Source organism: uncultured Streptomyces sp. (assembly GCF_947488945.1).
Lineage (GTDB): Bacteria > Actinomycetota > Actinomycetes > Streptomycetales > Streptomycetaceae > Streptomyces.
This window is the reverse complement of the sequence record NZ_CANLBS010000008.1, coordinates 28,597-50,913: the sequence shown is the minus strand read 5'-3', so window position 1 is coordinate 50,913 and position 22,317 is coordinate 28,597. Positions and strand designations below refer to the sequence as shown.

Annotated in this window: 19 protein-coding genes; 2 read left to right on the top strand and 17 right to left on the bottom strand. The window is 73.5% G+C overall.

Translation table 11 applies throughout. From position 1 onward, the window contains the following. Positions 1-4 precede the first annotated feature (4 nt). The 8 genes from Q0994_RS14745 to Q0994_RS14710 form a co-directional block, all read right to left on the bottom strand. The gene (locus Q0994_RS14745) at positions 5-1,348 is read right to left on the bottom strand and encodes an LLM class flavin-dependent oxidoreductase (RefSeq protein WP_299534270.1); all 1,344 of its coding nucleotides are present in this window, start codon (positions 1,346-1,348) and stop codon (positions 5-7) included. 51 nt (positions 1,349-1,399) lie between these two features. After that, positions 1,400-2,263: an ABC transporter ATP-binding protein gene (locus Q0994_RS14740; protein ID WP_299534268.1), complete on the bottom strand. Its 864-nt coding sequence runs from the start codon at positions 2,261-2,263 to the stop codon at positions 1,400-1,402. Further along, complete coding sequence (locus Q0994_RS14735) at positions 2,260-3,165, bottom strand: ABC transporter ATP-binding protein (protein WP_299534266.1); 906 nt, start codon at positions 3,163-3,165, stop codon at positions 2,260-2,262. The genes Q0994_RS14740 and Q0994_RS14735 overlap by 4 nt, the downstream gene beginning before the upstream one ends. Continuing rightward, on the bottom strand, positions 3,162-4,052 hold the full coding sequence (locus Q0994_RS14730; protein ID WP_299534264.1) for an ABC transporter permease: 891 nt from the start codon (positions 4,050-4,052) through the stop codon (positions 3,162-3,164). The genes Q0994_RS14735 and Q0994_RS14730 overlap by 4 nt, the downstream gene beginning before the upstream one ends. A 1-nt stretch (position 4,053) precedes the next feature. Continuing rightward, positions 4,054-5,082, bottom strand: a complete 1,029-nt coding sequence (locus Q0994_RS14725; protein ID WP_299534262.1) for an ABC transporter permease — start codon at positions 5,080-5,082, stop codon at positions 4,054-4,056. A gap of 48 nt (positions 5,083-5,130) precedes the next feature. Then, positions 5,131-6,702 (bottom strand): ABC transporter substrate-binding protein, encoded by a 1,572-nt coding sequence (locus Q0994_RS14720; protein WP_299534260.1) that lies wholly within the window; start codon positions 6,700-6,702, stop codon positions 5,131-5,133. Between the two features lie 757 nt (positions 6,703-7,459). Next, the gene (locus Q0994_RS14715; protein WP_299534258.1) at positions 7,460-8,407 is read right to left on the bottom strand and encodes a DsbA family protein; all 948 of its coding nucleotides are present in this window, start codon (positions 8,405-8,407) and stop codon (positions 7,460-7,462) included. Next, positions 8,404-8,832: an Rrf2 family transcriptional regulator gene (locus Q0994_RS14710; protein WP_299534256.1), complete on the bottom strand. Its 429-nt coding sequence runs from the start codon at positions 8,830-8,832 to the stop codon at positions 8,404-8,406. Before Q0994_RS14710 ends, Q0994_RS14715 begins: the two co-directional genes overlap by 4 nt. Before the next feature lie 162 nt (positions 8,833-8,994). On the opposite strand from Q0994_RS14710, the gene Q0994_RS14705 reads away from it, so the two are divergent. Next, positions 8,995-9,510: a cupin domain-containing protein gene (locus Q0994_RS14705; protein ID WP_299534253.1), complete on the top strand. Its 516-nt coding sequence runs from the start codon at positions 8,995-8,997 to the stop codon at positions 9,508-9,510. Positions 9,511-9,541: 31 nt separating this feature from the next. On the opposite strand, the gene Q0994_RS14700 is transcribed toward Q0994_RS14705, so the two are convergent. The 8 genes from Q0994_RS14700 to Q0994_RS14665 all read right to left on the bottom strand — a co-directional run bounded on the left by Q0994_RS14700 (position 9,542) and on the right by Q0994_RS14665 (position 18,712). Then, positions 9,542-10,123, bottom strand: coding sequence for a Dps family protein (locus Q0994_RS14700; protein ID WP_299534250.1), 582 nt, complete (start codon positions 10,121-10,123; stop codon positions 9,542-9,544). A 221-nt stretch (positions 10,124-10,344) separates the two neighbouring features. Continuing rightward, positions 10,345-11,067, bottom strand: a complete 723-nt coding sequence (locus Q0994_RS14695) for an alpha/beta fold hydrolase (RefSeq protein WP_299534247.1) — start codon at positions 11,065-11,067, stop codon at positions 10,345-10,347. A 47-nt stretch (positions 11,068-11,114) separates the two neighbouring features. Next, positions 11,115-12,086 carry an alpha/beta hydrolase gene (locus tag Q0994_RS14690; RefSeq protein ID WP_299534245.1) on the bottom strand — a complete coding sequence of 324 codons (972 nt, stop codon included), beginning with the start codon at positions 12,084-12,086 and terminating at the stop codon, positions 11,115-11,117. Between the two features lie 237 nt (positions 12,087-12,323). Continuing rightward, positions 12,324-13,385, bottom strand: a complete 1,062-nt coding sequence (locus Q0994_RS14685) for a helix-turn-helix domain-containing protein (protein WP_299534242.1) — start codon at positions 13,383-13,385, stop codon at positions 12,324-12,326. Between the two features lie 249 nt (positions 13,386-13,634). Next, on the bottom strand, positions 13,635-15,932 hold the full coding sequence (locus Q0994_RS14680) for a tetratricopeptide repeat protein (protein WP_299534240.1): 2,298 nt from the start codon (positions 15,930-15,932) through the stop codon (positions 13,635-13,637). Between the two features lie 168 nt (positions 15,933-16,100). Then, positions 16,101-17,240: a serine hydrolase gene (locus tag Q0994_RS14675; protein WP_299534238.1), complete on the bottom strand. Its 1,140-nt coding sequence runs from the start codon at positions 17,238-17,240 to the stop codon at positions 16,101-16,103. A 69-nt stretch (positions 17,241-17,309) separates the two neighbouring features. Beyond that, positions 17,310-18,401, bottom strand: a complete 1,092-nt coding sequence (locus tag Q0994_RS14670) for an alpha/beta hydrolase family protein (protein WP_299534236.1) — start codon at positions 18,399-18,401, stop codon at positions 17,310-17,312. An 83-nt stretch (positions 18,402-18,484) separates the two neighbouring features. Then, on the bottom strand, positions 18,485-18,712 hold the full coding sequence (locus Q0994_RS14665) for a hypothetical protein (protein ID WP_299534234.1): 228 nt from the start codon (positions 18,710-18,712) through the stop codon (positions 18,485-18,487). Between the two features lie 215 nt (positions 18,713-18,927). Between Q0994_RS14665 and Q0994_RS14660 the strand changes: the two genes are divergently transcribed. Continuing rightward, positions 18,928-21,330, top strand: coding sequence for a helix-turn-helix domain-containing protein (locus Q0994_RS14660; protein WP_299534232.1), 2,403 nt, complete (start codon positions 18,928-18,930; stop codon positions 21,328-21,330). 38 nt (positions 21,331-21,368) lie between these two features. On the opposite strand, the gene Q0994_RS14655 is transcribed toward Q0994_RS14660, so the two are convergent. Next, the gene (locus Q0994_RS14655; protein WP_299534230.1) at positions 21,369-22,232 is read right to left on the bottom strand and encodes an endonuclease/exonuclease/phosphatase family protein; all 864 of its coding nucleotides are present in this window, start codon (positions 22,230-22,232) and stop codon (positions 21,369-21,371) included. Positions 22,233-22,317 lie beyond the last annotated feature (85 nt).

Sequence of the window (22,317 nt, the reverse complement as noted above, 5' to 3'; positions counted from 1 at the left end):
GCCCTCAGCCGTTCAGCGCGTGGGCGCCGGCGGCGGTGTGGCGGTTCTCGGGGACGGGCAGGCCCAGGTGGCCGCGCAGGGTGTCGGCCGTGTACGCGGTGCGGTACAGCCCGCGCTTCTGCAGGAGCGGCACGACGCCGTCGACGAACAGGTCGAGTTCGTCACCGGTGCGGAAGGCCAGGTTGATGCCGTCGAACGCGCCTGCGTCGAACCACTGCTCGATGGTGTCGGCGACCGTCTCCGGTGCCCCGACGAACGGCGAACGCCGGAACTCACTCAGGGAATCCGCTACCTGACGCAGCGTCAGATTGTTCTCGCGGGCCCGCTGGATGATGGCCGACGCCCCGGTCCGGCCGCCCTTCTCGGCGAGGTGCGCCACGTCCGGGAACGGCGCGTCCAGATCGTGCACGCTGAAGTCGTACGCGCCGAACGACCGCCCCAGCAGGGCGAGATTGCGGGTGAAGTCGTTGTCCTCGTCGTGGATCTCCCGCTCGCGCCGCAGGGCCGCCTCGTCGGTCGCGGCGACCACCGGGGAGCCGTGGATGAAGATCTTGATGTGCTCGGGGTCGCGGCCGTGGGCCGCGGTGCGCCGCTTCACGTCCGCGTAGTACTCCTGCGCCTGCTGGAGCGAACCGCCCGGCGCGTAGACGCCCTCGGCGACCCGGGCCGCGAGGTCGCGGCCCTCGTCGGAGACGCCGGCCTGGAAGATCACCGGCTGGCCCTGCGGCGAACGCGAGATGTTGAGCGGACCCGCCACCCGGAAGTGCTCGCCCTCGTGGTCCAGCGCGTGCAGCTTGGCCGGGTCCAGGAAGAGGTCCCGGGCCACGTCGGCCGGGAACGCGTCGTCCTCGTAGGAGTCCCACAACCCGCGCGCCACCTCCACGAACTCCAGGGCCCTGCCGTACCGGGTGGCGTAGTCCAGGTGCTCCTCCAGCCCGAAGTTCCGCGAGGTGCCGGTGTCGAAGCTGGTCACCACGTTCCACCCGGCGCGCCCGCCGCTGATGTGGTCGAGCGAGGCGAACCGGCGGGCCAGGTTGAACGGCGAGTTGTACGTCGAACTCGCCGTGCCCACCAGTCCGATGTGCCGGGTGTGGGTGGCCACCGCCGACAACAGGGTCAGCGGCTCCAGCCGGTTGAGGTAGTGCGCCGGGTAGGTGGCGTTGATGAACTGGCTGTCGACGATGAACAGCGCGTCGAACAGGGCGTGTTCGGCCGCCTTCGCCTGCTGGATGTAGTGCTGGACGTCGATGCTGGAGTTCTTCGCGATGCGGGGGTCCTTCCACAGGCCGTGCTGGCCGGGACCGCCGACGCCGTACGGGTGCAGGGCGAGGTGGATCGTGCGGGACATGGGGTGGTCCTTCCGTCGGAGCGGGGAGGCCGGGGGGCCGGGGATGCGGGGTCAGGCGTCGAGGAGGGCGCGCAGCGCCTCGCGCTCGGCCCGGCTCGCGGGGGCGGCGCGCAGGGTCGGCGCCGACCCGACGAGCAGCCGGGTGTACGGGTGGCGGGGGTCGCCCACGACGTCGCGGGCGGCCCGGTCCTCGACCAGTTCGCCGCGGTGGAGGACGGCGATGCGGTCGGCGGTGCCGGCGACCGAGCCGAGGTCGTGCGAGATGAGGACGAGGGCCGTGCCGGAGTCGCGGAGCTCCTTCAGGATCTCCAGGACCTGGACCCGGTTGGCCGAGTCGAGGGCGCTCACCGGCTCGTCCAGGATGATCAGCCCGGGTTCGGTGACCAGCGCGCGGGCCACCGCGACCCGCTGCCGCTGCCCGCCGGACAGCTCTCCCGGCAGCCGCTCCAGCAGTTCCCCGGAGAGCCGCACCCGGTCCAGGAACGCCCGTGCCCGCGCGGCCGCCGCGGCCCGCGGCACGCCCTGGACGAGCAGCGGTTCGACCAGTGATTCCTCGATGGTGAGGTCCGGGTCGAGGCTGCGCAGCGGGTCCTGGAAGACGTGACCGAGGACGCCGCTGCGGCGTAGCGCCCGCCATCCGCGGCTGCCGTACCCGGTCACGTCCTCGCCGCCGACCACGATCCGGCCGGCCGAGGGGCGGACCAGGCCGAGCGCTGCCCGCGCGAGGGTGGACTTGCCCGAGCCGGTCTCGCCGATGAGGCCGACGGCCTCGCCGGGCGCCACCCGCAGCGACACCCCGCGCAGCACGGTGCGCCGCCGGCGGCCCCGGCCGTAGTGCACCTCCAGGCCGGTGACCTCCAGGGCGGGACCGGGACCGGGGCCGGCGGACGGGCTGCCGGAAGGTTCGGGGGTCACGACGGGTCCTCCTTCGGGGCGAGGAACTTCTCCAGGCCGTAAGCGTCGTGTTCGGCGATCAGCAGCCGGGTGTAGGCGTGCCGGGGCTCGTACAGCACCTGGTGCGTCGGCCCCTGCTCCACCACCTCGCCGTCCCGCATGACCAGCACCTCGTCGCACAACTGGGCGACGACGGCGAGGTCGTGGGAGACGACGAGCAGGGCCAGGCCGTCCCGCTCCCGGAGTTCGGCCAGCAGGTCGAGGATCTCGGCCTGCACCGTCACGTCGAGCGCGGTGGTGGCCTCGTCGGCGATGAGGACGCGCGGTCCGGCGGCGATGGCCGCCGCGATCAGGACGCGCTGGAGCATCCCGCCGGAGAGTTCGAAGGTGTACTGGCCGTACACCAGCTCCGGGTCGCGCAGCCGCACCGCCCGCAGCAGTCCGACGGCCCGGCGCTTCGCCTCCCGCCGTTTCAGGCCCTGCTTGACCCGGACGACCTCGGCGATCTGGGCGCCCACCCGGATGGACGGGTTGAGATAGGACGCCGGGTCCTGGAAGACCGCGCTGATGGTGGTGCCCCGCAGTGCCGTCCAGGCGGCGGGCGTCAGCCCGGCGATGTCGGTGCCGGCGATCTCCACCGAGCCGCCGGTGATCTCGAAGTGCGGCGGCAGGATGCCGAGCGCGGCCCGGCAGGTGAGCGTCTTGCCGCTGCCCGACTCGCCGACGATGCCGACGGTCCGGCCGGGGGTGAGGGAGAAGCTGACGCCGTGCACGATCTCGCGGTCGGTGGCCCGGTCGCCGATGCGCACGTCGCGCACGGTGAGCACCGGGGGAGCGGTGGGGGCCTGGGCGACGGCCGCCGGGCTCCCGGCGGCGGTGTCCCGGTCGTCGTGCGACAGCACCTTCTGGGACAGGGGCGTCATCGGGTACCTCCGGAGTGGACGGGGCGGTTCCGGTCGGGGCGGCCGGCGCGGGCCCGGCCCGCCAGGGCGAACGCCCGGCCCGCCTCGCCGGAGACGTCGCGGATCGCGTCGGCCAGCAGATTGCTCGCCCAGACGGTCACCATGATCAGCAGCGCGGGCGCCAGCGGGGCCCACGGCCGCTGGCCGAGGTAGCCGAGGTCGGAGGCGAGCAGCCCGCCCCAGGTCGGCGCGGGCGGCTGCACCCCGATGCCGAGGAACGTCAGGCTGGAGACGATGACGAACCCGACGCCGATGGTCTGGGCGAGGGCCACCGCGATCGGCGGCAGCACCTTGACCCACACGTGCCGGCGCACCACCCACCCGACCGAGGCGCCGGAGACGATCGCCGCCTCCACGTACGGGGAACGGGCGACGGCCAGCGTGGCGGCACGGGACACCCGGTAGAACAGCGGGGACACCAGCACCCCGGTCACCAGCATGGCCTGGGTGATGCCGTTGCCGAGGAGCGCGATCACCGCGACCGCGAACAGCAGGAACGGCAGGGCGACCAGGGTGTCCGCCAGTCGGAGGGTGAGCCACTCGAAGACCCGGCCGAGGTACACCGACAGGATGCCCGGCACCGCACCGACGGCCAGCGCCGTGAACGCGACCTCCAGCGACCCGAGCACGCTGACGCGCGAGCCGTCCAGCAGCCGGCTCAGCACGTCCCGGCCGAGGTAGTCGGTGCCCAGCCAGTGCGCCCAGGAGGTGACGGCGAGCGTGTCGTCGCTGGTGGCGAGCGGGTCCTGCGGCGCCAGCCACGGCCCGAGGAGCGCCAGCAGCGCGACCGCGGTCAGGATGGCGAGGGCGATCCGGCCGGAGGTGAGGGTAAGGACGCGGCGCACCATGTCACACCCCCCGCTGCGAGGCCGGCGTCACGCGTGCCAGCACCAGGTTGACGATCAGGTTGAAGGAGACGACCAGCACGATCGAGACGACCAGGACGCCTTGCACCGCCGGCACGTCCCCGGCCTGCGCCGAGTCGTTGGCGAACCGGCCGAAGCCCTGCAACCCGAAGATCCACTCGGTCACCACCGAGGCGCCGACCAGGGCCGGGAACTTCAGCCCGAGGGTGGCCAGCGTCGGCCCGAGACCGTTGCGCAGCACATGGCCGAAGAAGATCCTCCGCGGGCCCAGTCCCCGTACCACCGCGCCCGTCACGTAGTTCTCGCCGTACGCCTGGACGAGACCGGTGCGCATCTGGCGCGCCACGTCGGCGACGACGTCGCAGCTCAGGGCGAGGGCGGGGAGCGTGATGTGCGCGAGCCACGGGCCGAACCCCTGCTCGGCCGGGACGTAGCCGGCCGAGGGGAACAGGCCGAGGCCCACCGCGAACACCGACACCAGCACGATGCCGACGACGAACGGCGGCATCACCGAGATGACGGTGACCAGTCCGGTGATGGCGCGGTCCAGCAGTGTGGTGCGGCGCAGCGCGGCGACCGTGCCGAGCACGAAGCCGCCGACGACTCCGATGACCAGCGCGAACGTGGCGACGGACAGGCTGACGCCGAGGCCCAGGCCGATCAGGGTCGAGATGTCGGCCCCGTTGACCCAGCTCGCGCCGAGCTGCCCGTGCAGCACGCCCGAGAACCAGTCCCCGTACTGCGCCAGGAAGGGCTTGTCGAGGCCCCATTGGGCCTCGACGCGGGCGATCGCCTCGGGGGTCGCGTTCTCGCCGAGCTGGATGCGCGCCGGACTGAGCCCGCTGAGCGACCGCAGGGCGAAGGTGACGAACGTCGCCACCAGGAACACCGGGACGAACAGGGCGACCGACCGGGCGAGGACCGCCAGGACGCGGCCGAGCGAGTGCCGCGCCCTGGCGGCGGCGACCCCGCGACGGCGGGCGGCCCCGACCGGAAGCGTGTGCGTCGTCATGGAGGTGCCTCCTCTCTGGAGGTGGGGAGGGGGACGGGCCGGTGGTGGTCAGCCGCCGGAGAGGGTCACGCCGGTCCAGTCGAGGTGCGCCGGGTTCTTCGGCAGGTCCGAGAGGGCGGCGCTCTTGGCCAGCAGGTTCGGCGAGGAGTAGGTGAAGACCAGTGCCTTGCTGGCCAGGCCCGCCCGGGTCGCCGCCCGCAGCGCCCGCGGATACTCCGGTGCGTCCAGCGGGGTCTGACGGACCTTCGCGGTCGCTTCGGCGAAGCCGTCGGGCTCGTACGGGGTGGAGAGGTTGAGGGGGCCGTCGGGTCCGAAGTGGGCGGTGAGCGTCTGCACCGCGGAGTCGCGGCCGGTGGTCCCGTACAGCGACAGAGTCAGGTCCTTGGCGAAGAACGGGGTGGCCCAGTTCTTGTCGATCTTGATGGTGACCTTGATGCCGACCGCCGCGAGCTGGGACTGCACGATCTCGGCCTGCGGGTCCTCGGTGGGGATGACCAGGTCGAGCGTGATGTCCCCGGCCGGGTGGCCCGCCTCCGCCAGCAGTTTCCTGGACTTCGCCGGGTCGTACGGATAGGTGTTCTCCGACTCAGGGTCGTAGGCCACGTAGCCCTTGGGGAACGGCTGGTCGGTGGCCTCGCCGTAGCCGAAGGTCAGCTTGTCGACGAACTCCTGGCGGTTGATCGCGTGCCGTACCGCATCGACCACCCGGTCGTCGTCGAAGGGCGCCTTGTTGACGTTGAGGCTGATGTTGGAGGCGTTGAAGCCGGGCTGCACGAACACGTCGAGGCCGGCCTTCTTGGCGGCGTCGGCCTGACTCGGCTTGATGTCGGCGAAGTTGTAGACCCCGGTCTGCAGACCCGAGACCACCGTCGACGCGTCGGGCGCCGAGGTCAGTTCCACCTGCTCGATGTGGATGTTCTCCGCGTCCCAGTAGTCCGGGTTCTTCGTCAGGACGGCCTTGGTCCCGGGGACGAGCTGCTTCACGACGAACGGGCCCGCGCCGACCGGGTTCTGGTCCAGCTTCTCCGGTGTCTTCGCTGCCTTCGGGCTGGCGATCTGGAGGACCCGCTGACCGAGCAACTGGGGTATCTGGTAGTCGACCTGGCTCAGTTCGAGCACCGCGTCCAGGCCCTCGGCCCGCACCGACTCGATCGAGGTCAGGTCGCCGAAGAGCGCCGAGTTCTTCTGTTTCTGGGCCCGCTCGATCGCCGCCTTGACGGCGGTCGCGTCGACCGGCAGACCGTCGCTGAACTTCAGCCCCGGCCGCAGATGGAAGGTGATCCGGTCGCCCTCGTCGTTGTACTCCCAGCTCTCCGCGAGGTCCGGAACCGCCTCGCCCTTCTCGTTCGTCCGGGTCAACGAGGCGTACACCAAGGCAAGTTCGCGGAACTGGGCGCCGCTGCCCGAGACCACCGGGTCCCAGTGGGCCGGGAAGTAGGAGGACGCCCACTTCAGCGTGGAGCCGCCCGCCGAAGCCGAGGCGCCGCCGCTGCAGGCGGCGAGAGCGGGGACCAGCAGGGTGGCGAGGGCGGTGCCGAGAGCGGCGGTGCGCAGCCGGCGGGGCCGCCGTGCGGCGGTGCCGTCCGGCCGGGGGCGTCGGATCGTGAGACGTGGAGACATCGCGTTCTCTCTGTGACGGGCTCCGCCGGGGCGGGGCGCGGAAGCTCGGGGCGTGGGCGATCGGGGCGTGGGTGATCGGGACGCGACGGCCCGGCGTACCGGCGTCGGAGTACGGGCGTACCCCGCCGGGGCGCGGGTGGGCGGTGCGTGGCGAGCGGTGCGTGGAGAGCGGCGCCGGGCGTACGGACGCGGCGGGCCGGGCGTCGGCCGACGGGGGCGTGCGGGATCGGGGCGTGGCGGGGTCGGGGGCGTGGAGGCGGACGGGAGCGCCTGGGCACGGCGCGGCGCACAGCGGGTGGCGGGTGACATCGCGGGGTCGCCCTCGCGGCGCGCGTGTTCCGGCGGTACGGATGCCTCGCGGGCGACGCTGCCGAGCGGGGCGGTACGCGGACGAAAGTCGCCGTGGGACCGCCGTACGGGCGGACCCCGCACGGGCGGATCACCCCGGAGCGGGCGTCACCTTCGGACGTGATCGCCCGCGGCGCGACGGGAGGCGGGATGCGGACACGGCGGACGGACGGGTCCGGCCGTACGGCGGGCGGTCGTGACCGCCGGCAGCGGGCGGGCGGCGCTCGTGGTCCGGGGGCGGGCGGAGGTCAGCGACAGAGAGCGCTGGACGTGCGCCGCAGGTCCACGTAGCGGCACTCCACACCGGGGTGCGTCGTAAGCATGGTGCACATCCTGGGGTCGTTCGTCGTCGACTGTCAATGGACACCAAAGGGTGTCTCATTCTGCGGAACAGCGGCCCGACAGCCTCTCAGTGGCCGGTCTCCGAGCGGTCCGTGGCCGCCGGGTGCGTCGCGGCCTCGTCCGGATGCAGCCACAGCGGCCCGTTCCCGGTCTCCACCCGCACCGCCCCGGGCGGCGGCCACGACCCCGGCGCCGACCAGCGCCTTTCCGGCTCGGTCAGGCTGCGGTGCCGCTCCAGCGCCTCGGCCGGCTCCAGCCGCCGGGGCTCCGGAGCCGGACCGCTCAGCAGCGCCTCCACCGCCTCCGCGTAAGCCCCGTAGGGACGCCAGCCGGGGACCACGCGCCGGCCCGCCGGGGACCGGAACAGCAACGTCGGCAAGGCGTAGCGGAGTTCCCCGTCCGAGGTCTCCTTGGCCGTTCCGGGGTGCGGCGATCCCTCCGCCCCACCGGTCCCGGAGAGCACTTCCGGGACCGGCCGCCGCGCCTCCGCCCGGTCGGCCCGGACCCGCTCCCGGGTGCCGTCGGACGCGGCGTCGGCCTCCAGCCGCCGCAGGTCCAGCCCCGGCACGCCCCGTACCGCGGCCAGGGCGCGTGCGGGCGTGTCCGCCGGGTCGCCGAGGACGAACACGGTCTCCCGCAGCCGTCGCAGCACCCGGTCGGCGACCTCCGCGCCCTGCAACTCGGCCGCCTTGGCGACCAGCGAGGCCGGCCAGGACTCCGCCGCCACCCGGAGCAGCCGGACCGGGTACGGGGCCAGAGTGTGGCCGCTGATCCCGGCCACGTGGCGCGCGTACCAGGCGGTCTCGGCGGCCGGGTCGGGCGGCGGGTCGTCGTCGTGGTCGAAGAGGATGGCGTGGACGCGCCGCCACCGGGCCCGGTCGCCCAGCGCGTCCCGCACCGCGCGGAAGACGGGCTCGGAGCCCCAGGCCCACGGGCAGAGCGGATCGGTGTACTCCACCACCTCCAACGCGGCGCCCTCCCCGGCGGGTTCGGGCCGTGTCCGGTCCCCGCTCATGCGGCCCCGGACTGCTGCGGCACGGCGCCGGCGGGCAGCAGAGAGGTCAGCGGCAACCCGCCCAGCACCGCCACCGCGGCCTCCTCGATCTGCCGCCACACCCCGGGCAGAGCGGCGGCGGGGCTCGGATAGGCGAGCCCCGCCAGCGGCTCGCCGCGCAGGGTGAGGACCTCGCCGTCCACCGCGCGCACGACGTCCAGCAGGGTGATCTGGTCGGCGGGTCTGCCCAGCCAGTACCCGCCCTCGCAACCGCGCTGGCTGCGGACCAGGCCCGCCCGGCGCAACTCGCCCACCACGGACTTCAGGAAACGGAACGGAATCTCCTGCGAGGAGGCGATCGCCTCACAGGTCAGCGGGCGGCCAGGCTCACGGGCGAGCTCCATCAGAGCACGCGTGGCGTAGTCCGCCTTCGCGGAGATATGCATGCCGCCATCATGACCGGACACCCGGCCCCCGGGCGAGCGGTTCCGCCGCTTCCGCGGCCCGGCCGGCACCGGCGTCCGTCGAACATTGCGGGAACATTGCCGCAGGTGAACCGCAATGGATACCTCTTGACATCCTTTTCGGCACCGCCCTAGCGTCGCGCCATGACCGAGCCGCTGACGACCGCCGGTGAGGGCTTCCACCCTCACCTCCACGACGCCCCGGGCCGGCCCGCCGCGCCCCTGCACACCCGGCTGCACCACATCCGCGCCGACGCCCTCGACGGCGACACCGCCCAGACCGGCGGCATGCGCCGGTTCGCCGCCGTCAGCGGGAAGACCGTGGGTTCCGAGAAGCTCTGGATGGGGCAGACCCACGTCGCCCCCTCGACCTCCTCCTCCGACCACCACCACGGCGAGTCGGAGACCGCGATCCACGTGGTGTCCGGTCACCCCGAGTTCGTCTTCGTGGACGACTCCGGCGACGAGCCGCAGGAGGTGCGGCTGCGCACGTCCCCCGGCGACTACGTCTTCGTCCCGCCCTTCGTCCCGCACCGCGAGGAGAACCCCGACCCGGCCGAGGAGGCCGTGGTCGTCATCGCCCGCAGCACCCAGGAGGCCGTCGTGGTCAACCTGCCGGGCCTGTACGCGCTCCCGCGGGACGCGGGCTCCGAGGGCTGAGGTGCCCCGGGTCCGCGCGCCGGTGCGCGGGTCAGGCGCGGACCAGTGGGGTGTCGACCAGGTGCTCGGCGAGGAACCACGCCTGGAGCTCCCCGGTCCTGATCACCTGCGAGACCAGCAGATCGTTGGTGCCGTCGTCGCCGGACCCGGCGGCCCGTGCGGCGGCGTCGTGCGCCGCCACCAGAATCGCCTCGTGGGCCTCCAGCAGCCGCGACAGCATCGCCGGAACCTCCTCCACGCCGTCCGGCGGACGCGGGACCGAGGTGATCTCCGCGACGTGCCGGGGATCGCCCACCGCCACCCCGCCGAGCGTCTGTACGCGCTCCGCCAGCGCGTCCACGATGTCGAGCTGCTCCCCGGCGTGCTTGTCCAGCACCAGGTGGAGCTGGTAGAAGGTCACCCCCCGCATCAGCCAGTGGTGCTTCTTGTAGAGGCCGTAGAGGATCTGGGTGTCCGCCAGAAGCTGGTTGAGGAGCCGGCAGGAGGACACGCGCGCCTCCTGCGACAGCCCGATCGGGAACTGCTTGACCGTCCCGAAGTCCTGGACGAGCACCCCCGTCCGGTGCGACGACGGCCGGCGCTCGCCGACGGCGGGGGAGTGTGCGGTGGTCATGATGCGCCTCCTGCGGGGCGTGGTGAAGTACGGAACACGACGACGCTAGGTGCCCGCGGCAGACCCGATTGACCGGCAGCGCACCCGTTGCTGACCGCCCGCGCACACCCGCAACGCCGGAGCCGTGCGCGCGCCCGGTCGGGGTGCGCACGCACGGCTCGGCGGTGGCGGAGCGGCCGGACGGGCCGGTCGCCCCGCGGGTCAGCGGCTCGGGGACACGGTCAGCCCGTCGCGCGCACCGCGTCCAGGATCAGCTGGGCGACGGCCTTCGGCTGCGACACCGCGACCGCGTGGGAAGCTCCGTCCACCTCGACGACGGTGGCCCCGGCCCGCTCGGCGCCGAAACGCTCGACCTCGGGGTTGATGGCGTGGTCCGCGCCCGCCACCAAGGCCCAGGACGGCTTGGTCTTCCAGGCGGCGGCCGACGCGGTCTCGGCGAACGCGCCCGCGGCCAGCGGACGCTGGGAGACGGCGAGGACCTTGGTGACGTCCTCCGGGACGTCCGCGGCGAAGATCTGGGGGAACGCCTCGGCGGTGATGGTGACCTCCACCGCCGGCTCCGAGCCCGGCACCGGGTACGTGCCCTCGCTGAGGTTGCTCACCAGCGCCGAGAGCGGGAAGCGGCCCTGCAACTCGCCCAGGCTCTCGCCCTCTTCGAGCACGTACGCCGCCACGTAGACGAGACCGACCACGTTCTGCGCGGTGCCGGCCACCGTGATCAGCGCACCCCCGTAGGAGTGGCCCACCAGAATGACGGGACCGTCGATCCGGGACACCACGGACGCGATGTACGCGGAGTCCGCCGCCAGTCCGCGCAGCGGGTTCGACGGCGCCACCACGGGCACCCCGTGGCTCTGCAGCTCGGCGACGACCCCGGACCAACTGCCGGCGTCGGCGAAGGCTCCGTGGACGAGGACGACCGTCGGGGACGGCTGAGTGGTCATGTGTGTTCTTCTCCTCGGGGAGGGTTGGGGTGGGTGAAAGGGACGCGTCAGCGGGCGGTGAGAGCGGTGCGCAGGGTGCCGACGGCGAGGTCGATGGCCACCTGGGCGCCGTGCGTCTCGCGCAGGGCGTTGAGCATCACGAAGTCGTGGATGACGCCCTGGACCCGCACGGCGGTGACCGCGACGCCGGCGGCGCGCAGCTTGGCCGCGTACGCCTCGCCCTCGTCGCGCAGCACGTCCGCCTCGCCGGTGATCACCAGCGCCGGGGGCAGACCGGTGAGCTGCTCGGTGGTCGCCCGCAGCGGGGACGCGGTGATCTGCGCCCGCTCGCTCTCGTCGGTCGTGTACTGGTCCCAGAACCACTGCATGCCGTCGCGGCGCAGGAAGTAGCCGGTGGCGAACCGGTGGTAGGAAGCGGTGTCGAAGGATGCGTCGGTGACCGGGTAGAACAGCACCTGCTGGACCAGCGGGAGACCGCCGCGCTCCTTGGCCATCAGGGTCAGGGCGGCGGCCATGTTGCCGCCGACCGAGTCGCCGACGACGGCCAGCCGGCCGCCGTCCAGGTCCTTGGAGGCGCCCTGCTCGACGACCCACCGGGCGACCGTGTAGTTCTGCTCGATGGCCACCGGGTAACGGGCCTCGGGGGAGAGGTCGTACTCCGGGAAGACCACGGCGGCGTGCGCGCCGACGGCGAGTTCGCGCACCAGCCGGTCATGGGTGTGGGCGTTGCCGAACACCCAGCCCGCCCCGTGGATGTAGAAGACGACCGGCAGCGGGCCCGTGGCCCCGGCCGGCCGTACGATCCGCGCCCGGACACTGCCCGTGGGACCGCCGGGGACGCTGATCCACTCCTCGTCCACCGCCGGCTTCGCGATGTCGCCGGACTGCACCTCGTCCACGGCCTTGCGGCCCTCGGCGGGGGCCAGGTCGAAGAGGTACGGGGGGTTGGCGGTGGCCTCGGCGAACGCGGCCGCGGCCGGTTCCAGCACGGGTGCCACGGGTTCCACTGCGTCGGACATGTGCGTCTCCTGAATGATCACGGGGGGTGGCTGAGCCGCCGGGAAGGCCGGCGGTGGTGAGGGGTGCTGCGGTCGGCCCGCTCGGTCCCGGTCATACCGTAGGACCGCCAGCCGGGGGTGACTTGTCCCAGGACGCACCGCTTCTGCACTGCCCGTGCACCGGCGGGACAGGGCGCCGGCGGGACAGGGCGCCGGCGAACTCGGCACCGGCCGCGCATGGCATCGGCGACGCAGCGCTCAGTGCGTCGCCACGACGGCACCGGGGGCCGTGGGTTCCGGCGCCCCGCCCGAGTGAGGATCCCCGTTCGTGCCGGGATCCCCGCCCGCGAGAAGATTGGTGTCCGTGCCGGAATCCGTGCCGCGCAGGGTGCGCCATTCGCGCGGGGAGACCCCGTAGGCGTCCCGGAAGGCACGGCTGAAGTGGGCGGGATTGACGAACCCCCAGCGCTGGGCGACCGAGGCCACCGTGGGCGCCGTTCTTCCGCCGCGTGCCAGCACCCGCGCGCACTCCTCCAGCCGGCGTCGCTGGATCAGCTTCCGCACGGTGGTGTCCTCGCCCTCGAAGAGCCGGTGCAGGTACCGCACCGAGATGTGATGGGCCCTGGCCACCGCCTCCGGGGAGAGCGCGGGGTCCGCGAGATGCCGGTCGATGTGGTCGCGCACCCGCGCAACCAGGGGGTCGGCCTCCCCGTCGCGTGCCGACTCCGCGAGCCGGGTCCGTTCGGCCGCCACGGTCACCAGCAGGTCGACCAGGCCCGCGGCGATCCGTCCGGCCACTGCCTGGCCGGCGCCGGTGGACGCCGTGAGGAACGGGGTCAGCGCCGCCCCGAACCCGGCCACCGTGCCGGTGACCAGCCGGGCGTCCCCGTCCGGCAGTGCGAGCGTGCGGTGCGGTACGTGCACGACGTGGGTGGAGAAGCGCTCGGGATAGTCCAGCGAGAACGGCCGCGCGGTGTCGTACACGACGAGGTCGCCCGGCCCCGCGACGGACCGCCGGCCGTCCTGGACCAGGGTCACCGATCCCGACGTCTGGACGCCCACCGCCACGAACTCGCCGCCGGGCGGACGCTCCCCGGCCGGGAGCGCGAGGTGCCGTGCCGTGCGGGACGCCCGCAGCGGGCCGGCCTCGACGGTGGTGACCCGCAGATGTCCCAGCCGCCCGCCGGTGACCCGCCCCTCGAACGGGCCCCCGCCGTGCGGGACGACCGTCATCGGCACCAGCGCCCGGCCCAGGGCGCGGCCGTCGCTCACCGTTCCGTCCCCCTCGGGTTCCGCACCTCTCGTCAGCACCAGACTCACCCGGCTCTCCTCTCCCTCGCGCCGTGTCCAGCCAATCAGGGACGAATCCCCCGCTCCAGGCAGAAGGCAGGCAGAAACAGGCAGGCAGAAACCGCGGGGAGGAGAGGTGCCGCCGCGCACGGGGTGACGGCGAGCCCCACCCGTGCGCCGGGAGAACGGCCACCGTGCGCGCGCGGAACACGGCCCGGTACCCCGCCGTGTACCGTGAACGAGGTCGGGGCGCCGGGAGGAGACGCGCCGGTCAGGGGCTCAGCCGACGCCCGGCGCGGCCAGCCGTTCGCCGGCCTCGGTGACGGCGCGGGGGTCGGCTTCCGGGCCGAGGGCGAGCACGCGGGTGTACGCCTCGCGGGCCTCCTCCGGGCGCCCGGCGGCCAGTAGCACCGTGCCCAGGTCGATCGTCCGGCGGCTCTCCAGTGAGGTGTTGCCGGTGTCCCGGCAGACCCGCAGAGCCGTGCCGAGGTGTTCCAGCGCCTCGTCCCACCGCTCCAACAGGGCATAGGTGCTGCCCATGTTGGAGTGCAGTTCGAGCCGGGTGATGTCGGCGATGTGCGGTTCCACGCGCTCGCCCGCCTCCTCCAGGAGGGCGTACGTACGCCGGTAGGCGGCCAGCGCCTCGTCGGGCAGGCCCTGTTCCATCAGGCTGATGGCGTGTCCGTGCATGCACTGCAAGGTGCCGTGCACGTCCCCCGCCGCGTCGAACAGCCCGGCGGCCCGGCGGTTGTCGTCGCCGGACGACGCGTGGTCGCCGATGCTGCGGTGGGCCCAGGCGCGGTACTGGTACGCCCACGCCTCCTGCGACGGGTCGCCCGCCCGGCGCGCGGCGGCGAGCGCCTCCCCGGCCTTGGCGACGGCATCGTGCAGACGGCTCTCGCACACGATCAACGCCCAGGCGTGGTAGTTGAGTTGGGTGGCCTCCAGCAGCAGGTCGCCCATCGCGCGGGCGCCTTCGGCGGCGGTGGCGAAGACCTCCGGCCAGTGCACCCAGGAGATCCACTGGTCGGAGAACCAGTGCAGCGCCTCCGCCACCTCCACCACCGTGGCGTGCCGGCCCGTCGCCGAGGCCGTGCGCAGCGCCGCCAGCCAGTTGGCGCCCTCCGCCTTCAGCCACCCGCGGGCCCTGTCCGCCGACGACAGATCGACCTCGCCCCGCCAGTCCGCGGGGGGAGCCCCGTGCTCGGGTTCGAACCACCGGCCCGCCACGATCGTGGTCCGCAGCAGCCAGTCGCCCAGTGCCGCCGCCGCGCGGGCCGACCCCTCCGCGCTCTCCTCCGCCGCCAGCCGGGTGCGTGCGTACAGGCGCAGCAGGTCGTGCAGCCGGTAGCGGTCGCCGTCGGCGCCCAGCAGACCCGCCTCGACCAGCTCCTCCAACGTGTCCTCGGCGTCGAAGAGTTCCTGCCCGGTGAGCTGCGCGGCGCCGGCGGCCCCGGTGTCCGGCCCCGGCACCAGGGCGAGCCGCCGGAACATCCGGGCGGCCGTCGGCGTCAGCTGCCGGTACGAGAGGTCGAAGGCGGCCGAGACCCGCAGGTCCCCGGCCGACAACGCGTCCAGCCGCCGGTCCTCCAGCGCGAGGCGGTCGGCGAGCCGGCGCACCGACCAGCCGGTCCGGGTGGCCAGCCAGTTTCCCGCCACCCGCAGGGCCAGCGGCAGGTGCCCGCAGAGCCGGGCGACCTCGGCGAGCGGCCCGGGATCGGCCGCCGCCCGCTCCCGGCCCACCAGCCCGGCGAGGAAGCCCGCGGCCTCCGCCGGGGTCAGTTCGCCCAGCGGCAGCCGGTGCACGCTCTCCAGACCGGTGAGCATGCGCCGGCTGGTCACCACCACCATCCCCGCGCCGCTGCCCGGCAGGAGCGGACGGACCTGCCCCTCGTCGCGCGCGTTGTCCAGCACCACCAGGCAGCGCCGCTCGGCCAGCAGCCGCCGGTACAGTCCCGGATGCCCCTGCGGACCGGCCTTCGCCAGCTCGCGGTCGGACACCTGGAGCGCCTTGAGCACCGTCAGCATCAGCTCGGCCGGACCCGGCGGCTCGTCGTCCATGCCGCGCAGGTCGACCACGAGCTGGCCGTCCGGGAAACGGCCGGCCAGGTCCCGCGCCGCGTGCAGCGCCAGCGTGGTCTTGCCGGTGCCGGGCGGCCCGGAGACCGCCACGGTCACCGGCGGGGCGGCCGGCCGCTGCGCACCGTCCCCGGCCCGGTCGCTGCTCCTGGCCGCGGCCGACTCCGCCAGCGCGCGGAGCGCGTCCAGCTCCCGGTCCCGGCCCGCGAAGTCGTCGATCCCGCGCGGGAAGGCCCGCACCCCGGCCGGGCTGTATCCGGTGCTGCGGCCCGCGCGGGCGGTCGCCAGCAGCCGTTCGCGGTCCGCGTCGGCCAGGCCCAGGCCGTCCGCGAGCGCCGCCACGGTCCGCCGCTGGGGCGCGGCGCGCCGTCCGCGCTCCAGGTCCCCGATGCCCCGCACGCTGACCCCGGACGCCTCGGCGAGCCCTTCCAGGGTCAGGGAGGCGGCGATCCGCAGCTCGCGCAGTGCCGTCCCGAAACCCCCGTGATCGTCGCTCACCGTCGTATCCGCTCCTCGCCCAACCGTGTTCCCGTCGCTGCCCCCGAGCACGGTCACCAGAAGTCTAAGGACTGCCGGAGCGCAGGTCACCGCCGGTATGCGGCCGCGCCGCCCGTGGGTCCCCGGATCCGGTCCGGGGAAGCACGGGCGGCCGCCGGGGCGCCGGGCTCAGCTCTCGCAGAGGGCCGTGTCCACGACCTTGAGCATCTGGGCGCTGGGCGGGTTGATCTGGAACGCCGCATTGGTCATGGCGGAGGCGTGCCGGCCGTCTTCCGTGACCATGGTGTACGAGAAGTATCCCGGCAGCATGCCGCTGTGGCCCCAGGCGGTGATGCCGCAGGACATCACCTTCGAGGACAGCCCCACGCCGGAACCGGGGTCGGAGACCTCCTTCATCTCGGCGAGGGACGCGGGCGAGAGCAGTTCACCGGCGAGGAGCGACGTGTAGAAGGCGGTCACGTCCTCCAGGGTGGACACCATCGCTCCGGCGCTGCCGTAGAGGGACGGGTCGAGGATCTCCGCGGTGTACCAGAGGTAGAGGCCGCCGAGCCGGGCCCCGTGGTAGCCGGTGACCGCGGGGAGGGGCAGCGTGCGCTCCCCGGGAGCGGGAAAGAAGGTACGGGCGAGGCCCAGCGGCTCGATCAGGCGGCTTCGGACCGCCTCGCGCACAGGTGCTCCGGTGACCGCTTCGACGAGCAGCCCGAGGATCACGTAGTTGGTGTTGGAGTACGTGTAGGCAGCGCCCGGCACGGAGACCGGATCAAAGGTGAGCCCGGTGCGCACGACCTCCCGCGGATCATAGGTACCGTCGGGCCTGCGCGGGGGCTGGACCGTGAACGAACCGGGGAGGCCCGGGGAGTACGACGCGATGCCGCTGGTGTGTCGCAGGAGGTGGCGCACGGTGATGCGAGTGCCGTCGTAGCCGTTGCCGGTCACGACACCGGGCAGGTAGGTCTCGACGGGAGCGTCCAGGTCGACCCGGCCCTCGTCGGCCAGTTGCAGCACCACGGTGGCGGTGAAGCTCTTGGTCTGGCTGCCGATGAGGAAGTGCTCGTCCTCACGGATCGGCCGGGCGGCGCCGTACGTTCCGGTGCCTGCGGACAGCGTCCAGTCCTCGCCGTCCGTGCCGGCGTGGACGGCGGCTCCCGGGCCCGCGGCGGCCTGGAGCGTCCTCAGGGCCGCGAGCGTCGCGGCGTGGTCGCCGGTGTCGGCGTACGCCGTGCCGCCGTGCGCGGCGAGCGTCAGCGTCGTCGCGCACACGGCGGCGACGAGGGCGGAGGCCTTGGTCTTGTTGCGGCGGATGGTCATGCGGTTCTCCTCGACGATTCGGTGGGGCGGTGGGGCGGTGGGGCGGTGGGCAGGCGGTCGGCCGGTGCTTCAGGAGGCGGACGCGAAGGCCGCCGTCAGGCGCGGGACCCAGTCCGCGAACGCGGGCGCCCAGCAGGTGTAGCTGTGGTTTCCGGTGCAGGCCGGGTCGAGGGAGGCGCCGTTGCCGTAGTCGACGAGACGGCTCGGGACGCCGAGCTGCTTCAGACGGGACGCGACGGTGCGTGCGGCCCTGGCGGTGTATCCCTCGATGAGGTCGTTGTCGCCCGTGTAGAGGGTGACCGCGGTGCCGGCGAGGCGGGACAGGTTCGTGGGCGCGGCGGGGTCGTACGCCTTCCACACCCGGTCGGCGTCGAAGACCGGGTACGGCGAGCCGAAGATCGCGTCGCTGTCGACGTACGGGCCGTAGTCCGCGCAACTGCCCGGGGTGCCGGAGCCGAGGGCGCACCACGCGCCCGGCAGGTTCAGCTCCGTGGCCAGGACCGCGGCCCGGACCTCCGCCATGGAGAAGTCGAGCCCGCCGGACAGGGCCGCCACATGGCCGAACAGGTCGGGACGGGCCTCGGCGTAGTGCAGGGCGCCGCTGCCGCCCATGGACAGCCCCGAGACGGCGCGGTGGTCGCGGTCCGGCGCGGTGCGCAGGTTGGCGTCGATGAACGGGACGACCTGATCGAGGTGGAAGGTCTCCCAGTTCGCCGCGCCCAACGCGGTGTTCCGCATGACCCAGTCGGCGTACCAGCCCTTCCGTCCGCCGTCCGGCACCACGGTGATCATTTCTTCGGAACGCAGAGCGGGTACTCCGGCCGCGTCGTCGACGGTGCCGGGGCCGCCGTGCAGGAAGTAGGTGACGGGCCAGCGCCGGTCGGGGTCGTCGGCGTACCCGGACGGCAGGAACACGCGGATCCGGTGGGGGCCCGCGACCTCGGCGGAGGTGACGGTGAGGGTGAAGTCGGTTCCGCTGCGGACCACGGAACCGTCGGCGACCTGGGTGAGGCCGAACCCGTCACGGAACACGGGGGCCTGCGGGACGGCGTCGGCGTGGGCCGGCGGCACCGAGAGCGCGCCGAGCACGGCGACCGCCGCGGCGGCGGTGGAAACGGTCCGGCGGGTGAGGCGCCGGGCACGGGATTTCGGTGGGGTCATGGCGTATTCCTTCTTCCTGTTCGACGGTGTGGTGCGGTACTTCGGGCACCGGTCCGGACGACCGCGGGGGTCACCGGTCCGGATCACCGCTGGCAGGCGGCGGGGAGAAACAGCAGAAGCGTGAGAACGAACAGGACCAGAAAGCATCCCGATCCCCCCGCGGGGTCCTTGCCGTTGGTCTCGACGCGGCCTCCCGGCGCGATGCGCGGATGCGCGGCCACGTAATGGTCGAGGTGTTTCCGTTCGGCTTCGGACTCGCGCAGCCACGAGGTGTGGTGGCGGCATTCGCCGCACCAGAAGCGATAAGCCATGTCGATTCCTGCTCTCTTGTCACGCGTGGTCGGTCCAAGGGGCCGGCCGGCCGGTCCGGAACGGCGGTCGGCCAGGGTGACGGCCCTCGGCGGTCCGGATGGCTCCGAGCGTGGCAGCGGACCCAACGGCAGGCCATGACATGGGCGTTGACATATATGTCAAGACCCTCCCGGTAGGCTGCGGGGCCCGGACCACCAGGCGGAGGAGTGTCGAAGTGGCTGATGAGATCGGTCTCTTGCTGAGGGAGCTGCGGGAGAGGGCGGGACTGAGCCAGCAGAGGCTGGAGGAGCGTTCCGGAATCAGCGCGACCCATATCAGCCGGATCGAGACCGGAAAGTCCCGCAACGTCCGCAGGGACACGGTGAACCGGTTGCTCGACGCCATGGAATCGACGCCCGAAGACCGAAAGAGAATGGCGGCGGTACTCACCGAAATCCAAGGCGGAGTTCCGGCCGGACCCGCGGAGGAAGAGATCTCCCGGCCGGAAATCCGACGTCCGTTCTCCCGGCCGGCGAACGGTCTCCTCTCCGGCGCCGCCGCCGAACTGGCCACCGAGACGAGGCGCCGCTGGCAACGCGAGGAAGAGCAGCGCATGATCCTCGATCCGTACCCGCTGCCGGTGCGCTGGCGCTCCGCGTCCACCGGGATCACCGACCTCGAGGCGAACATCCGCCGCCTGCCGCCGGGCGCCGCGGCCGAACCGCTGGACCTGAGCAGCGACCGGTGCGGCATCGGCGAGCTGTACCGGAGCATCGGTTCGGGGCGACTGGTGATCCTCGGCCGGGCCGGCTCGGGCAAGTCGGTGCTCGCCATCCGGCTCGTCCTCGATCTCCTCCGGGACGACTCCCGCACCGGCGCCGATCCCGTACCGGTGATCTTCACCGTCGGTTCCTGGGACCCGACCGTCCACTCGCTGCGAGCCTGGCTGACGGGTCGGCTGCTGCGCGACTTCCCGTACCTGGCCCGCGCCGCGTCCCCCGCCTCGACGCTGGCTGCCGCGCTGGTCGACGACGGTCACGTCCTCCCGGTGCTGGACGGGTTCGACGAGATGGCCGAGGGGCTGCGGGGCCGGGCCCTCGACGAGCTCAACCGGACGTCGCTGCCGCTCGTCCTGACCAGCCGCCCGGACGAGTACGCGAACGTCGTACGGCGCGTGGGCGGGGGTGCGGCGGACGGGGCAGCGGCGGGCGGGGGTGCGGCGGCGCCCCTGAAGTGGGCCGCCGCCGTCGAGCTGACCGGGATCACGCCGGCCGATCTGCTGGAGTACATGCCCCGGGCGACCCGCTCCGCCCCGTCGGACGGCGATCCCTGGAGCCTGGCCCTGACGGGGCGGACGGAGCAGGACGAGCGGCTCCGCCGGGTCCTCAGCACCCCGCTGATGGTGTTCCTGGCCCGCACGGTGTACGGCGAGGGGCAGGCGGGGGACCCCGGTGAGCTGACGGACGCGTCACGCTTCCCGACGGAGGACTCCCTGCGGCGGCACCTGCTCGCCGCCTTCGTGCCGACGGTCTACCGCGCCCGCGCCCCCGAAGGACCGGCCCGGAACGGCCGCCGCCCGGAATGGACCCCCGAGCGCTCCCAACGCTGGTTCGGCCACCTCGCCCGCCACCTGGTCCGGGCAGGCCGGGAGGGGCAGGACATCGCCTGGTGGCAGATCGGCGGGTCGGTGCGCACGTCCACCCGCGCGCTGGCCGTGGCGGCGGTGTCCGCCCTCTGCGTCGCCGTTCCGGTCTGGCTGGCCGACGTGCTGATCGCCCTGTTCGTCCGGGAGGGCAAGTTCTGGTCGGCGCTGACGCAGGGCGCCGCCCTGGGGCTCGGCGTGGGGATCACCAGCGGCGCTCTCTACGCGTCGATGGCCACGATCGGCGGCAGTGTCTTCGCACCCTCGCGGACGCGCCTGCGCCTGCGCGGGGCACTGGGCACCGGGCGGTCACCGGTCCGTACGTTCGCCGCCCGTTTCGGCGCGATGCTGCCGGTGGGGCTCGCCGTGGGCGTCGGCGTCTCCTTCACCACGACGCTCCAGCGGGTCCTCTACCTCGGCTGGTCGCCCACGTCGCCCGAGGTGCTCCGGGTCTTCGCGACCGACGCGCTGCTCCTGGCACTGATCCTCGGTCTGGCCTTCGGGACGGTCTTCGGGCTGGCCGCCGTGCTGGAGGCGCCTCTGGACGTGTCCTCCGCGGCCACCCCCGACAGCCTGCTGAACGACAACCGGAGGGCGGTGGGCATCCAACTCCTCTTCGTCGCGCCCGCGCTGGCCCTGTCGATCTTCTTCGGCGGCGGACTCGTCACCGATCTGCTCGACCCGGTCCTCGGGCCTCTGCTGTGGCTGCCGCAGGACGGAGTCCTCATCGGCACGCTGGGCGGCATCGGCGGCGGCCTCACCTACGCACTGTGCTTCACCGCCTGGGGGCAGTGGCTGATCTTCACCCGCCTCCTGCTGCCGCTCCGGGGCCAGTTGCCCTGGAACGCCGACGCGTTCCTCAGAGACGCGTACGACAGAGGCGTCCTGCGGCGGACGGGCGCGGTCTACCAGTTCCGCCACATCCATCTCCAGCGCCACCTCTCGCACCGCCCCTACGGCGACGGCGGCGACGTGCGGCGGGACAGGGTGTCGTAGCCGGCCGGGCGGTCCGGCCGGGGCCGGGACGGTGTGGCCTACCGGCCCCGGCCGCGCAGCAGTTCCAGGTCCGCGACGACCGGGCGGTGGTCCGAGGCCACGGTGTCGGGCACGGTGGCGGAGCGCACCCGTACGGCTGCCCCGCCGCCCGGCCCGGAGACCGCGACGAAGTCGATCCGTTTGACCGGAGCCTGGGCGGGGAAGGTGGCAGCGCCCGGCTCGGCATCCGTCAACGCCTGCCACAGTGGGTCGAGTTCGGGAGCGTCCGGTTCCGCGTTGAAGTCGCCGAGCAGGATCTTGTGGCCCCGGTCCTCACCCATGACGCGACGGGTGTCCGCGACCTGCGCCGTCCGGACGGACGGATCGGGCCGGTAGTCCAGGTGCGTCACGTAGACGTGCACCGGGAGGCCGCGTACCCGCAGGACCACCTCGCCGAAGCCGGGGGCGGGCGACGGCACGGGGTCGGGGTCCTGGGTGGAGAACCGGGTGATGTCGTGGTTCTCGGTGCTCAGGAACGGGAACCGGGACAGCACCGCGACCCCGTACTCGCGCCGGTGCCCGCCCGCCGTCACCGGGTCGAGGCTGTATATCGGGGCGAACGACACCCGCATGCCGAGCCGTTGGGCCAGTTCCCCGGCCAGATCGCGCGACCCGCTGCGCCCGCCCCAGTGGACGTCGACCTCCTGGAGCCCGATCACGTCCGCGTCCAGCGCCCGCAACGCCGTCACCTGGCGTTCCAGGTCGAAGACGCCGTCCGCCCCCGCCCCCGCGTGGATGTTGTACGTCGCCACCCGCAACGACACCCCGCGGCCCCGGCCGTCGGCGGCCGCCGACGGCGCGAGCGCCGTGAGCAGCAGGGAGGCGGCGAGGACCGCGACGGTCGTGCGCGTACGCGAGGTCATGGGGCTCCGCCCGTCGTCCGGTCGTCGACCCGGCGAGCCGTCGACCCGGCAAGAGCTACCCGCGCCGCCCCCACCCGCAAACGGG

Excerpts from the sequence above, each read along its gene's own strand:
- Q0994_RS14745 (WP_299534270.1), bottom strand. The coding sequence starts at position 1,348 with ATGTCCCGCACGATCCACCTCGCCCTGCACCCGTACGGCGTCGGCGGT.
- Q0994_RS14735 (WP_299534266.1), bottom strand. The coding sequence starts at position 3,165 with ATGACGCCCCTGTCCCAGAAGGTGCTGTCGCACGACGACCGGGACACC.
- Q0994_RS14730 (WP_299534264.1), bottom strand. The coding sequence starts at position 4,052 with ATGGTGCGCCGCGTCCTTACCCTCACCTCCGGCCGGATCGCCCTCGCC.
- Q0994_RS14725 (WP_299534262.1), bottom strand. The coding sequence starts at position 5,082 with ATGACGACGCACACGCTTCCGGTCGGGGCCGCCCGCCGTCGCGGGGTC.
- Q0994_RS14720 (WP_299534260.1), bottom strand. The coding sequence starts at position 6,702 with ATGTCTCCACGTCTCACGATCCGACGCCCCCGGCCGGACGGCACCGCC.
- Q0994_RS14715 (WP_299534258.1), bottom strand. The coding sequence starts at position 8,407 with ATGAGCGGGGACCGGACACGGCCCGAACCCGCCGGGGAGGGCGCCGCG.
- Q0994_RS14710 (WP_299534256.1), bottom strand. The coding sequence starts at position 8,832 with ATGCATATCTCCGCGAAGGCGGACTACGCCACGCGTGCTCTGATGGAG.
- Q0994_RS14705 (WP_299534253.1), top strand. The coding sequence starts at position 8,995 with ATGACCGAGCCGCTGACGACCGCCGGTGAGGGCTTCCACCCTCACCTC.
- Q0994_RS14700 (WP_299534250.1), bottom strand. The coding sequence starts at position 10,123 with ATGACCACCGCACACTCCCCCGCCGTCGGCGAGCGCCGGCCGTCGTCG.
- Q0994_RS14695 (WP_299534247.1), bottom strand. The coding sequence starts at position 11,067 with ATGACCACTCAGCCGTCCCCGACGGTCGTCCTCGTCCACGGAGCCTTC.
- Q0994_RS14690 (WP_299534245.1), bottom strand. The coding sequence starts at position 12,086 with ATGTCCGACGCAGTGGAACCCGTGGCACCCGTGCTGGAACCGGCCGCG.
- Q0994_RS14675 (WP_299534238.1), bottom strand. The coding sequence starts at position 17,240 with ATGACCATCCGCCGCAACAAGACCAAGGCCTCCGCCCTCGTCGCCGCC.
- Q0994_RS14670 (WP_299534236.1), bottom strand. The coding sequence starts at position 18,401 with ATGACCCCACCGAAATCCCGTGCCCGGCGCCTCACCCGCCGGACCGTT.
- Q0994_RS14665 (WP_299534234.1), bottom strand. The coding sequence starts at position 18,712 with ATGGCTTATCGCTTCTGGTGCGGCGAATGCCGCCACCACACCTCGTGG.
- Q0994_RS14655 (WP_299534230.1), bottom strand. The coding sequence starts at position 22,232 with ATGACCTCGCGTACGCGCACGACCGTCGCGGTCCTCGCCGCCTCCCTG.